The following is a 13,983-nucleotide window of genomic DNA, read 5'->3' as shown; positions in this document are numbered from 1 at the left end:
ATTTAAGAAATAGGTATAGATTGAAATAGAGTTAAATATATCCGGTAGATAAGGTTACCACAGGGATAAGGGTTGCTGCCGCAAAGTAGTGGAGACACTATGAGAGGGTTAGCAGGCTATGTCGAATTCAAGGCATAATCTAATGCAATTCCAAAACATGATTGAGTGTTGTGCCCTGCGAAGCTAAAGTTTGAACGGAATGAATGGGATATAAGGCCGTATTATGGCGTTATGAAAATACCCACACCATTGTTCAGACTTTGGTGTGTTTTTTTTATTGGTTAAATTTAATGTGATGAAATTATAAAAAGAGGTGAAGAAAATGGACGGTGGAAGTAGTAGCGGGCAAGGCATACCTCCGAGTGTAAAGACACTTTTGGAAAATATACCTCAAGGTATATATTTAGGGAAGCATATACCCCTTAGTAAGATGAATAGAACACTTAAGAAACTGACACTGTCCAGAGGAGAAGTATAGGACTAGGTTAATAGTGTCAGCTCCTTTCTTGAGCCTAAATATATAGATTGAAATATTTTTGAAGGCGATGTCTTGCTCTTTACGTATTCACTAAGAAGTATTTTCGAGTGAAAGGGAGGACAAAGCAATGAATAGAGAAAGAATTTTAGAACTCTTAGCAGGCAAGAATTTTGCGGCTTTAAAAGAGGCACTTGCACATGCCAATTCAGTAGATTTAGCTGTATTACTAGAGGAGGTTGAAGAAAAAGAATTGCTCCTTGTATTTAGATTACTAGGAAAAGAAGAGGCAGCAGAAACATTTTCTTATATGAGCAGCAATTTGCAACAAATGATTATTCAAGGATTTACGGATAACGAGTTAAAAGAAGTTTTAGATGAATTATTCCTAGATGATACAGTAGATATAATTGAAGAAATGCCAGCAAATGTAGTAAAACGTATTTTAAAAAATACAGATGAGATGACTAGAAATATGATTAATGTGATGCTGAATTATCCTAAAGATAGTGCGGGCAGCATTATGACGATTGAATATGTTAATCTCAAAAAGGATATGACGGTGAAAGAAGCTATTACGCATATTCGCAAGGAAGGTATTGATAAGGAAACGATTTATACATGTTATGTGACTGAAAATCGTAAGCTTATAGGTTTTATTACAGTAAAAGATTTGCTGATGGCAAATGATGAAGCCAAGGTTGTGGATATTATGGAGACGGATGTGATTTATACTTATACCCATGACGATAAGGAAGATGTGGCAAGGATGTTCGGAAAATATGACTTTATGGCAATACCCGTAGTGGATTATGAAAAATGTCTAGTAGGGATTGTAACAGTAGATGACGCCATGGACGTTATGGAAGATGAGGCGACAGAGGATATGGAAAAGATGGCAGCGATGAGTCCTAGTGAAGATTCATATTTTGAAACATCTGTATTTGATCATGCGAAACATCGTATTTTATGGCTCTTATTACTAATGCTTTCCGCGACAATTACAGGGACTATCATTACAAGGTACGAAGACGCCTTTTCCGCCATTCCACTTTTGGTAGCCTTTATTCCTATGCTTATGGATACAGGGGGTAACTGTGGTTCACAAAGTTCTACGCTTATTATTCGTGGTCTGGCATTAGAGGAAATTAACTTTAAGGACTTCTTTAAAGTTATTTTTAAAGAGTTTCGTATTGCCCTAATCGTAAGTGTAGTTCTTGCCGTTGTTAATGGCATACGTATTTTATTAATGTACAAGAATCTCGTACTTGCGTTAGTTGTAGGGTGTTCTTTGGTGTGTACAATTATTATTGCCAAGGTTGTAGGGTGTATCTTACCCCTTATCGCCAAAAAGTGTAAACTAGACCCAGCCATTATGGCAGCACCACTTATTACGACGATTGTAGATACATTTTCTGTATTAGTATATTTTAATATTGCAACGATGTTCTTTAAATTATAAACATAATTTATTATAAATATAATTTATTATAAGCATAATTTAAGGCATATCATAATTTAAAGTATCTCATAATTTAAGTTATATTAAGATGAAGCGTTAAGAATCACTTGAATAAAATTTATGTATTAGAACAAAAATGCTATAATAAGATATAGATATTATAGAAACATAATAAGGACAGAAGTTAAATTGGGGGAATTCAGATGAACTTACGTATAGATACTTATGAGGAGAGTTTGTTTAATGATTTAAAAATTGACTGTAAGAGATGTCAGGGATTATGCTGCGTGGCCTTATATTTTTCAAAATCTGATGGATTTCCAGTAGATAAGAAGGCTGGAGTACCTTGCAGACATTTACAAGAAAATTTTAGATGTGATGCACATGAGGAACTGAGAAGTAAAGGATATAAAGGCTGCACAGCTTATGAATGCTTTGGCGCTGGGCAAAAGGTAACACAGGTAACTTATGGCGGCAAGGAATGGAAAGCATCACCGAAGGTAGCTAAAGAAATGTTTGAGGCGTTTTTACATTTAAGACAGCTTCAGGAAATGAAGTGGTACTTAACGGATGCGGTAACATTCAAGGCGGTGGCACCTATTAAAGAGGATATTATAGATGGCCTTGAAGACACAGATGTCTTAACCCAATTAAGTGCTAAGGAACTTTTAAAAGTGGATATTGAGGCGCATAGGGATAAGGTGAATGGCTTATTAAAAGAACTATGTTATTTAGTTGAATTAAGTGTAGCACCACTCAAAGAAGCAAATAGTAAGGATAAAAAAGCGCTGGCACAAGGTCACTTTTTCATGGGCAAAAATCTGACAAACACCAATTTAATAGGCGCAGATTTAGCAGGTGCCATTCTCATAGGTGCTAACCTTAAAAATGCCAATCTAACGGGTGCTAACTTAATAGGTGCAGACTTAAGGGATGCCAATATAAGTGGCGCGAATCTTAAAGATTGTCTCTATCTCACACAAGCCCAAGTGAATATGGCAATCGGAGATTCAAAAACAAAATTACCTAAAGAAATCGTTCATCCTGCTTGGTGGTATTAATTATAAAATAATATTTAAAAAAGAATGCTTAAATATTAATGTAAAAAAGTCCTGAAGTATAATTAACTTCAGGACTTTTTTACATTAATATTTTAAAATGCTTTTATCTACAAGATTATAGAGAAACTAACTAAAACATTGAAATACACGTCTAGGCAAATAAGTTTCTCTTAATGATTTCACATGACTAAAAATTATGAATAACTAAACTTTATAAATGTGATATCTATAGATATAGAGTAAGGAGATAAAGAGATGAGCAATATAAATATTACAAAGGAAGCACTAGGTAGTGCATTGAAGGCTTTGATGTTAGAGAAGCCTATTAATAAAATTACGGTACGTGAACTCACGACGCAGTGTGGTCTTACTAGGCATACTTTTTATAATCATTTTCAAGATGTTTATGAGCTTTTGGGGTGGATTTATGAGCATGAAGTGATTGAGGATTTTGAAGAATGCTGTAAGTGTGAGAGCTGGCGAGAAGGCATTGAGATTGTTTTGAAGTATACGTTAGATAATAAGGCAATTTGTTTAAATACATTTCATTCTTTAGGTCGTGAACATCTGGAGAAATTTCTACAAACTACTTTTTTGCAAATGATTAGAGGTACCATAGAAGATATTGCAAAGGGGATGGAAGTGCCTGCTATGATTAAAGAAGAGGCAGCGGACTTTTATACTTATGCGATAGTAGGAGAATTTTTGAAGTGGTTAGAAGGGGGATTAAAGGAAAAAGAAGAAGATGTGGCACAGCGCATTATTCGTATGATGGATGGGACAATTGTATGCATGATGCAGCGTTATGCTGGTAACAATAAGTAAGAAGCATAATCTATATGAAACGCGCCAACTACTAACTATTAAAATACGTAGAAAACATGAAGATTACACACTTACCGCAAAGTGTGTAATTTTTTCACATTGGCATATTTTTGTTCATGGAAATAGCTCTTGGAATTTCATATGATACGTATATCAAAGGAATTGAATTTAAATGAAATTCACATAATAGTAGAAGTGAAAAGGAGCGATAAAAATGGGTAACTATCAAAAAATTAATCCAGTAGCACCAAAAAATATTGAAAATAGAAAAGCATATCTTTTAGGCGGTGGCATTGGTTCACTAGCAGCTGCAGCCTTCTTAATCCGCGATGGCCATATGCCAGGCAAAAACATTCATATTTTAGAGCAACTTGAACTTTTCGGTGGTTCTATGGATGGTGCTGGTCAGTGGGAGCAAGGATATACAGCAAGAGGCGGACGTGAGATTGAAGAGCACTTTGAATGTTTCTCAGAGCTTTTTAGTTTTATTCCTTCTATAGAAGATGAAAATAGAAGTGTGCTAGATACTTTCCGTGAATTTAATATAGCAGAGCCTATAGAGTCTCATTGTCGTATTGTTGAAAAACAAGGGCAAAAAGTAGATTTCTCTCAATTTGGGCTAAGTAAAATCAATGCTATGGAGCTTGCTAAATTGTATATGAGTACAGAAGAAGCATTAGGGGCAACTACAATTGGTGAGTATTTTACACCTGAATTCTTTGAAACAAATTTCTGGTTCTTCTGGGCAACAATGTTTGCATTTGAACCATGGCATAGTGTAGTAGAAGTTAAACGTTATATGGAAAGATTCATGCACCTTATTGATGGCATGAATCGTCTAAAGGGTATTCTACACACTAGATACAATCAATATGACTCACTCATTTTACCACTTATCAATTGGCTAAAAGCCCATGATGTATGCTTTGATGATGGCTGTGAAGTAACAGATATTGACTTCGACTTTAGCAATAATCAAAAGGTAGCAACAGCTGTACATTATAAACATCATGGTGAAAACAAAAAAATTGATGTAGGTGAAGAAGATCTTGTGTTATTTACAAATGGCTCTATGACACAAAACACCACAAAAGGTGATTTAGACCATCCAGCAATTCTTAACCGTTCAGAAGACAAAGGATGCTTTAGTGTATGGGAAAAAATCGCTAAGAAATCTCCTGATTTCGGTCATCCAGAAGTATTTTGCAGTGATATTGATAAAACAAAATGGATGTCTTTCACCATCACTCTCAAAGATGACGATATTGTATTCCCATATATCTTAAAATTGACACAAGATAAACCTGGTATGGGTGGTCTTGTTACAATCAAAGATTCAAGCTGGTTTATGAGCTGGGTTGTACCTACACAACCACACTTTATTAATCAGCCAGATAATGTAAAGGTATTCTGGGCATATGCGCTCTATCCAGATGCAGAAGGTGATTTTATTAAAAAGAAAATGAGCGACTGTACAGGGCGTGAGTTATTACAAGAGCTTCTTTATCATATGGGCTTACAGGATAAAATGGATGAAATCTTAAGCCATACAATTAATGTCATTCCAAGTATGATGCCTTATATTACATCTCAATTTATGCCAAGAGTAAAAGGGGATAGACCAGATGTTATTCCAGCAGGTAGCAAAAACTTTGGTTTCTTAGGTCAATATGCTGAGATTAAAAATGATTGTGTATTTACAGTAGAATACTCAGTACGTAGTGCCATGATGGCAGTTTATGGCTTACTTGGCTTAGAAAAACAGGTAGACCCAGTCTTTCCAAGTCAATATGATATTAGAGTACTAGCCAATGCAGCTAAAACTTGTTTAGGGCTTAAAGATGTACCACTTGAAAAAATCCCATTAGGAGAAATCTTAAAGAATACTAAATTTAAGGAACTTCTATAAGAGAAAGATAAGTATAAGAGAAAGATAAGTATAAGAGAAAGATAAGTATAAAAGATAGATAAGAGAATAATAAATAGATTAAGTAGAGGGCTATTATATGAAAAGTAGTAGGCCTCTACTTATTTGCGTATGATGACTTGATGATGAAGGGAGAAAGAATACTAATAATTTAATTATGTTTTTATTAGCTAATAATTATTGTTAGATATAGAAATAAGTGCTAGAATAAATCTGACATAAAATAAAAGCGTTAGAAATGGAGACATAATATGAAAAAAGTAATTAATATGGCATTTATTTATGCGATTTTAGGTCTCATAGGGGGCGTGTATTACCGTGAGCTTACAAGATTTTTTGAGTTTAGTGGGAAAACACAATTAGGGACAGTACATACACATTTATTTGTATTAGGGATGATAATGTTATTACTCATTGGATTATATGGTGAGAAACTAAACTTATTTGAAACAAAGCGTTTTAAAGTATTTTATGTACTTTATAATGTAGGTGTTTTAATGAGCACAGTCATGATGGTTATAAGAGGAACACTTCAAGTAATAGGAACACAAGTAAGCCGTGCAGTAGATATGTCTATTTCAGGGATTTCAGGTATTGCACATATTATACTAGGCATAGGGTTTGTATTATTTTTTATGCTATTAAAAAAGCATTGCAAAAATTAGATGATATTAAAGAAGGGGTGCTGCAGCACCTCTTTTTTTATGGAATAGTATTTACCTTTTATGCAATGTTATCTACCCTTTATAGAATGGTATTTACCCTTTTATGAAAGGGAATCTACTTTTTATAGAACAGTATCTATTTTTTGTGGGGAGTTATACTATTTTTAAAATATAGAGTAGAGTTAAATAATAACAAATAATAATTAATTGATAAAAAAGTGGAATTTTACATAATTTGTAAGATGACATATGCCGAAGTATAATGTAATGGGGAAGGAGAGGAGAAATAAAGTTTGAAAAAGAGACTAGCATATGTATTAGCATGTAGCTTACTGCTTTCACAATTACCGGCAACAACATTTGCAGCAACAAGTGAAGGCATAAGCGGTAAAGGAAACTTAGAAGTAACGTTAAACTTGGACTATCCTATCGTTGATTATAGTGGATTAGGTTTAAAGGCGGTGCTTTTAAAGGATGGTAAGGTTGTTCAGGAGATGCCACTTAATAGTCAGGTAAGAGCAGCTGAAGGGGATAGCAGCTATGTGGTATTTGAGGACTTACCACTGGGGACATATCAAGTTCGCTTAATGGGAGAGGGGTATAAAACTTATACTTCAGAGGACATTGAACTTGTGAAAACAGAGAAACACTTAGTCGTTAATGCAGGGAACAACACATTTACAGTAGGGGATGTAAATAGTGATGGTAAAATCGATCATATTGATTTGACGCAGTTAGAAGCGGCATTAGGTACAAGTGATTTAAGCTATGACTTAAATGGTGATAAGGTTGTCGATGTAGAAGATTTAGCACAGCTTTACTGGAGTCAAACAGCTACAGGAGAAGCTTCTATTTATAATACAAAGATGATTTTATCCAAGGTTTTAGATGAAGCAGCAGTAGAAGTAGAATTTAAGGATGTAAACGGTAGCAATGTGACTGTATCAGGGGAAATCCACAGTTTATTTGATGGAGATGATACAACGACAGTAGAGCTGTATAATAGTGTGCCGATTACAGAGGAAGCACCTATTAAGATTCCGGTAAGCTTCACAGAAAAAATGAATGTTTCAGAGATTTCTATTACAGCACCAGCAGAGAGTGCACCGACAGCAGGTTATGTGGTGTATGAGGATACAAATGGTGAAATAGTAAGACAAGCTTTTACTTCAGTAGAAACATATGCTTTAGCAGCTAGAACAGGCCGTAGCAGTGCCAATAAAGTTGTTAAGATTAATTTAGGTAAACAAGTACCTATTCAAAAATTAACAATTGAAGTAACAGAAACAAGTAAAGAAAATGGTCTTTTAGCATCGATTTCTAAAATTGAATTTTTAGAAGATGTAGTGGATAATGCTATCAATCAAGAGTTAGGGTTAATCAAAGGCTTTACAGGTAAGGCGCAGGATAAAGGCGTTTCCCTAAGCTGGAATCAAACTTCTAATGTTACAGGTTATAAGGTGCATTATGGCACAGAACCTGGTGTATATGAAGAAACACATTATACAGGAACTAATAACATTACGATTGAAGGCCTTGAGAACTTTACACCATATTACTTTGCAGTACAAGCTGTAAATGGTGATTGGGAAGGACCACTTTCAAATGAAATAACATTAACACCAGAGCCACAGCAAAAGCCATCGGCGCCAACAGAGGTAAATGTGGGCAGCTTTGATAAAGCAATTAAAGTAAGCTTTAGAATAGGTAAAGAGGCGACAGGTGCCAACCTTTATTATAAAAAGGTAACAGACCGCGAGTATACAAAGGTTGAGGATGTAAAATCAGGTGCGATGCTCAAAAATCTAGAAAATGATACAGAGTATATGATTTATGTAACAGCTACAAATAATGCAGGCGAAAGTAGTCCATCAGCTGTTGTAAAAGCGGTACCAGTAGCAGAAGAAATTATTATTCCAGAAATACCAACTGTAGGACGTATTGATAATAGCCATATTACAGAGATTACACTTTTAGATAATAATAATGTAGATATGAAGTTCTATCCAGAAGGCTTCAATATTACAAATATCATAGATGGTGATTTTAATACACACTGGACAGCAGCAACATATCAAAGAACAAGAGGCTTTAGTGCGACATTTGATGATAGCTATGAAATGGATTATGTGGCAGTTGTACCAAGACTTGATAGCGATTTAGACCGCTATGAGGGAACACGTAAATACTGGCATTATCCAAATGATTATCTCATTAAGATATGGGAAACTTTAGATAGTGAGCCAAAGACAGTGATTTCACGTACTAAGATTCCAAACATCGGTAAAGATGGTCTTATGATTTTACCATTTGAAAAAACAAAGGTTGCTAAAATTGAAGTGCAATTATTTGAATGGGACGGTGCTGGAAACATGAGTCTCTCAGAAGTCATGTTCTATGAGTACCAAGATATGATTGAACGCATTGAAAATATCTTTGCGAATGGCACATTTACAGCAGTTAAAGAAGGTGTCACAGTAGAGGAAATTGAGAGTTTAATTGCACAGTTAGATGCCCTTGAAGGTGCAGTGCTTTGGGTAGATAAAGCAATTTTAAGAGAAGAGTTAGTAGCTGCTAAAGAAATATTAACAGCAGGGACACCTTCTAACTTAGGAGAAATGGTAGAAGTTGTTCAAATAAGACAAAAGGCAACAGCACAAAGTCAGAACTTCGCAGCAGGTGGATTAAGTGATCTTCAGGCAGCAGGGGTTATGGCTTATGCAAATGATGAAATTTTAGTTTACGTAGACGCCCCAGCAGGCGGCAGTATGCCAGAACTTGTGGTATCGCAGTTCTATGGAGATGGGACATGGTCTAAAACCATTAGTTTAAAACAAGGCAGAAATGTAATTCAGGTGCCACAGCTTGTACACTATAATGGCGATAAGGGTGGTCCGCTTTACTTAAGATATACAGGTAATGAGCAAGATGCGACAACAGTACGTATCGTTCATGCTAAGAAAATACCAACATTAGAGCTTACAAGTCTAGAAGATGAAGCTACTGTAAAAGCGGCAGTGACAGCTTATGTAAGAGAACTTACAGCGTATGTGGCAACATTAGACTTAAGTAATAAAACAAAAAATCCAGCTAATAGTACAGAGCTTGGTACAGATAAAGTATTACTTTCATTACCAGCTGAAGAGGTGTACAACGGACTTACAAGTGGTATTGAAGGAGATTTAGCAGCCCAAGCAGAGCGTTTATATGAAAGCTTAATGACATGGGATGCTAATATGAAACTGCACTATGATATTTTAGGCCTAACAGAAGAGGCTACAGAAGCAAAACATCGCTATCCATTAACACGTATGAATGTACGTTATATGCCTATGAATAATGGGGTATTTATGTATGCAGCAGGTGACCACATTGGGATTCAATATAGCTCAGGTGCCGCTTTAGTAAAAGGCGACCGTAGCGCAGAATCTGGTTACTTTGGTTGGGGAATTAACCATGAAATCGGCCATATTATCAATGATAGTAAATTCATCGTAGGTGAAACTACTAATAATATCTTTGCACTCTTTGCACAGACAATTAATGGTGGCAAATCTAGACTTGAAACCTCAGATATTTACACAGATGTTTATAAAAAGGTTGTTTCAAAAAATACAGGTTTTGCAAGTAATGTATTCGTCAACTTAGGGATGTTCTGGCAACTTCATTTAGCTTATGATGACAGTAACACAAGTGTTGAGGCAGGAGACTTCTATCCAACACTTCACCGTTTATCTAGAGACCTCAATTTACAAGGTTTAGATGTACAAAATTACTTTATCCGTTTAGCAAGTGATGCAGCTCAGAAGGACTTAACACCATTCTTTGAAAGATGGGGCTTACATATTTCAGATGAGACTTATACTTATACAAGTAAGTATGAAAAAGAAACACGTGCTCTTTATTATTTAAATGATGAAGCAATGCGTTATCGTTTAGAAGGCAAAGCAGGCATGGCAGAAGGCAGTACAGTAAGCGTTGATGCTGCAATCGGTGAAGATGCAAATGATAAAGTAGTGACACTTACAATGACAAGCGACATTGAAGATGAAGATATTTTAGGTTATGAAATCTATAGAGATGGTGAGTTAATTGCCTTTACAACAGAAAGCACTTATGTAGATGAAATCTCAGCTAACAATGTGACACATACATATAGCGTTGTAGCTTATGATAAGTTATTAAATACAACAGATAAAGCGTATACAGAAGAAGTGTATATTGCAGCAGAAGGAACGCTTGCTAAATCTGAGTACACTATTGAACGTACAACAGCTTCAAGTTTGCAAATTGTATTACCAGCAGCACCAGAGGTAGTAGGGCTTAAATTTACAGATGTTACTTCAGGTGTAGGGACAGATTATACAGTAGAAGTGAGCCAAAATGGCGAAGATTGGGCACAGGCAAAACAAAGTCAGCTAAAAGAAGGTACAACACTTATTTACTTCAATAAACCAGGAATGGGTGAAGAAGATGACCGCATTTGGACTTATGATGCCATGTACATCCGTATTACAAGCGAAGCAATTGAGGACCTTAGTGATGCGCAAATTGACGTTTTAGCTTACCCTGGCGATGGCGTTTACTTCATAGAAGATGCCATTGGTTTCCTTGGTCATGACTATGATTTCGGCAGTGGCACTATTGAAGAAGGTACATTAGTAGTGATGGGAACATACCGTGGTCACCCAGTTTATAGTAAAATCGTTTTATCTGCTGAATATGTCAATGAGAAAGATTTTGACGTAGCAGAACGACCAGGTTATGACAATAAAACAAATGTAGAAGCAGTAGAAGGCGAGTTATACATGCTTGCTGAACTTCCAGAAGATGAGGAAGTTTCAAAGGTAGGAAATGGTATCTGGATCTTCGTACCAAAAGCACAAACACTTCCAGCTCAAATCAAAGCAAATATGTTTAGAACAGATGCGGGAACAAGTGTAGAGGGTGGCAGACTTGTAAGTGATACAAAATGGCAAATTGTACCTTCGAAAGAAGATATGCCTATCATTGAATTTACACAAGATTAATTAAGACTTATACATAAATTAAGATTTACACATAAATGATGACAGTACAAACGGAGACTTACAATGAGAAAATTTAAGAATAAATGTTTAGGGGGGATAGCAGTTATGAGTGTGCTAGCTTGTGCAAATTTAGTACAAGCTAGTACAGCTCAAGTAGCTGCGCCGCAAGTTACCTTTCATCACCAGCAAGTAAGCGGCAATCAGGTAAATATAGACCTTGGTATGAAAAACTTAGGGGATGAAGTGATTGCTTTAGAAGTAAGCATTGTGGCTGATGATATTAAAGGGGTACTTCAGCTTAACTCAAAAGTAGAAAATAGTTATACAACTTATCAGCTTCTAACCCAAGAAGATGACAAAGAAAAATTAAGCTTTTATGTTGTTTCAGAGGATAAATCAGTACCATTTGTAACAAGTGAGGGGAAGCTTTCAGCTTTAAGTTTAAGCTTACAGACAAGTGGAAAATTAACTTTAGATGAAGATAAGACTTCAGTTAAGGTGATTGAAAAGGGCTATATTACAAAAAATTATGAGCAAGCAGAGCTGATTTATACAGAAACAGCTTATAAACCAAGCGAAGACACCAATGCTGGCAATAATAACAGCAGTGATGAAGAGGAAAGCGACAGCTCAAATAATAGTACAGGAAATAACGGTACTACAAATAATAATGGTGTCAATAATGAGAATACAAATACTGACAATAATAATGGCAATGCTGATGATACACAAGATAGTAGTAATGATGTAAACTTTACAGATTTAGAAAATCACTGGGCGAAGTCAGCCATTATGAATATGGCAAGCAAAGGAATTATTAAAGGGTATGCTGATGGCAGCTTTAAGCCAAATGCATCTATTACAAGAGGTGAATTTGCGACACTTTTAGCGAGGGCCTTTAGCCTTGATAAGGTTAGCGAAGTTAATCCATTCAAAGATGTAGCAGCAGACAAGTGGTATACAGATAGCATTTTAGCACTTTATCATGCAGGGATTACATCAGGACGCGCAGATGGAACATTCGGTGTAAATGCACCAATCACAAATGAAGAAATCAGCGCCATGCTTTATCGTACAATTACTGTACTTAATATGAATATCAGTGAAGTTAATCCATCAGGTATGATGTTCACAGATCAGGATGCAATCAGTAATTACGCGAAAGAAGCTGTACAAAATCTTGTGAAAATGGGAATTATAAGTGGTCAGCCAGATGGCAGTTTTGCACCAAAAAATTCAACAAGCCGTGCACAAGTGGCAGTTATGTTAGACCGTGTATTTACATTAAAAAAATAAAAGTAGGAATAGAGATAATCACTAAATAGCAATATTTATAGGGATTATCTCTATTTTTATTTAGAATTTGAAACCTGATTTTTGAATTACTTTATTAAGTGGTGTGTATAAAATCAGCGCCACTACAATAGAAAATGATCCATTAATAAGTGTAGCGGGTAAGCTTACTGCAGAACTGATAATAGCGGGTGAAAAAGCACTGCCTGCAAGTAAGAGTTTGATTGCACCAAATACAAATTCACCTACAAGGTTGAAGGCAATACCGACTACAGCACCTAGAATAGCATATTGCATTTTAATAGAAATTTTGCGGCCTACGATACAAACGACTGCAAGGCCTACACCTAAAATAAGTGCAAAGATGTAAAGAACAGGATTAAGTACTAATGTTTTTTCAATGCCAGCAATGGCGATTTCATGTCCTTTTGTAAGGGCAAGTGCCATGAGGATAAGGCCACCTATGATTAAAATGCCAGCAGAGATGCCAACCCATTTAAGCGGTGATTTGGCATCTTTTTTGTTGCCTTTAGCAGCAACTAATCCTACGAAAAGGCCGATGCCGAATTTTAGAATAATCGTTTTAGGGACACTGTCCGCATAACCATTTAATGCATCAAAGAGTCCCATACCGATTGCACCAGCAGCCCCACCAATAGGGCCAGTGAAAAGTAATCCTGCTAAAATAACGAACATATTCCCCATATGTAAGAATGGTTTTCCTACAGGTGAAGGAATAGGAATTTTAAAGTAAAGTGATACGTAACAGATGGCAGAAAATAAGCCAATAAGTATAAGTGTACGTAATGTAATTTGAGAACGTTGTAAACTTTTTGTAGTCATATATAAAGCCTCCTTATATAAAGTGTGTTGATTAAGTTTGCTTATAGTATATATAAAGGGGAATATAAAGAAAATACTAAAAATAACTTTTGTTAAATCGTAACGATACACTTGTATAGAGAAATTAAGTAAAAATCATGAATAACTAAAACTTATAAATGTGAAATCTATAGAGAAAGGAAATGAGAAAAGTTATGCTATAAGTTATATTAATAAGATGAAGGACTAAGGGTATAAGCGATTGAAAGAAAGATAAAAAAGGACTAAGAACAACAAAAATATAGGCGTAAAAAGGCTTTCTTGTGAATAAACTAATAATAAAGGGTGGAATTCACGATAATACAGGCTAGGCTGCGGTAATGAGAAAACATTACACGGGGAAAGCTAGGGAGGGCTAGGCGC

The 13,983-nt window shown here is 35.6% G+C and carries 8 protein-coding genes and 1 riboswitch; of the genes, 7 read left to right on the top strand and 1 reads right to left on the bottom strand.

The features are described from left to right. Positions 1-33 precede the first annotated feature (33 nt). A riboswitch (M-box (ykoK) riboswitch) is annotated at positions 34-211 on the top strand. 394 nt (positions 212-605) lie between these two features. The 7 genes from mgtE to AC1VAQ_RS04110 all read left to right on the top strand — a co-directional run bounded on the left by mgtE (position 606) and on the right by AC1VAQ_RS04110 (position 12,741). Then, positions 606-1,937, top strand: a complete 1,332-nt coding sequence (gene mgtE, locus AC1VAQ_RS04140) for a magnesium transporter (protein WP_302596728.1) — start codon at positions 606-608, stop codon at positions 1,935-1,937. Between the two features lie 203 nt (positions 1,938-2,140). Continuing rightward, on the top strand, positions 2,141-2,998 hold the full coding sequence (locus AC1VAQ_RS04135; RefSeq protein WP_479903505.1) for a pentapeptide repeat-containing protein: 858 nt from the start codon (positions 2,141-2,143) through the stop codon (positions 2,996-2,998). 255 nt (positions 2,999-3,253) lie between these two features. Then, the gene (locus AC1VAQ_RS04130) at positions 3,254-3,823 is read left to right on the top strand and encodes a TetR/AcrR family transcriptional regulator C-terminal domain-containing protein (protein ID WP_302596726.1); all 570 of its coding nucleotides are present in this window, start codon (positions 3,254-3,256) and stop codon (positions 3,821-3,823) included. Between the two features lie 214 nt (positions 3,824-4,037). Further along, positions 4,038-5,732 carry an oleate hydratase gene (locus AC1VAQ_RS04125; RefSeq protein WP_303243940.1) on the top strand — a complete coding sequence of 565 codons (1,695 nt, stop codon included), beginning with the start codon at positions 4,038-4,040 and terminating at the stop codon, positions 5,730-5,732. Positions 5,733-6,001: 269 nt separating this feature from the next. Beyond that, entirely contained in the window at positions 6,002-6,415 is a 414-nt protein-coding gene (locus tag AC1VAQ_RS04120; RefSeq protein ID WP_302596724.1) for a DUF2871 domain-containing protein, read from the top strand. 293 nt (positions 6,416-6,708) lie between these two features. Beyond that, a complete protein-coding gene (locus tag AC1VAQ_RS04115; RefSeq protein ID WP_479903504.1) occupies positions 6,709-11,445 on the top strand; it encodes a M60 family metallopeptidase in 4,737 nt (1,578 codons plus the stop codon). A gap of 63 nt (positions 11,446-11,508) precedes the next feature. Further along, positions 11,509-12,741, top strand: a complete 1,233-nt coding sequence (locus AC1VAQ_RS04110; protein WP_479903503.1) for an S-layer homology domain-containing protein — start codon at positions 11,509-11,511, stop codon at positions 12,739-12,741. Positions 12,742-12,801: 60 nt separating this feature from the next. Here AC1VAQ_RS04110 and AC1VAQ_RS04105 read toward each other — a convergent pair whose 3' ends face one another. Next, a complete protein-coding gene (locus tag AC1VAQ_RS04105) occupies positions 12,802-13,581 on the bottom strand; it encodes an ECF transporter S component (protein ID WP_303243942.1) in 780 nt (259 codons plus the stop codon). Between the last annotated feature and the right edge of the window lie 402 nt (positions 13,582-13,983).

This window comes from Cellulosilyticum sp., from assembly GCF_982396655.1.
Note: the sequence above shows the minus strand (reverse complement) of the source record. Positions and strands in the feature narration are given on the sequence as shown.

Bases quoted from the DNA above. Each gene is read 5' to 3' on its own strand.
- mgtE (WP_302596728.1), top strand. From the start codon at position 606: ATGAATAGAGAAAGAATTTTAGAACTCTTAGCAGGCAAGAATTTTGCG.
- AC1VAQ_RS04135 (WP_479903505.1), top strand. From the start codon at position 2,141: ATGAACTTACGTATAGATACTTATGAGGAGAGTTTGTTTAATGATTTA.
- AC1VAQ_RS04130 (WP_302596726.1), top strand. From the start codon at position 3,254: ATGAGCAATATAAATATTACAAAGGAAGCACTAGGTAGTGCATTGAAG.
- AC1VAQ_RS04125 (WP_303243940.1), top strand. From the start codon at position 4,038: ATGGGTAACTATCAAAAAATTAATCCAGTAGCACCAAAAAATATTGAA.
- AC1VAQ_RS04120 (WP_302596724.1), top strand. From the start codon at position 6,002: ATGAAAAAAGTAATTAATATGGCATTTATTTATGCGATTTTAGGTCTC.
- AC1VAQ_RS04110 (WP_479903503.1), top strand. From the start codon at position 11,509: ATGAGAAAATTTAAGAATAAATGTTTAGGGGGGATAGCAGTTATGAGT.
- AC1VAQ_RS04105 (WP_303243942.1), bottom strand. From the start codon at position 13,581: ATGACTACAAAAAGTTTACAACGTTCTCAAATTACATTACGTACACTT.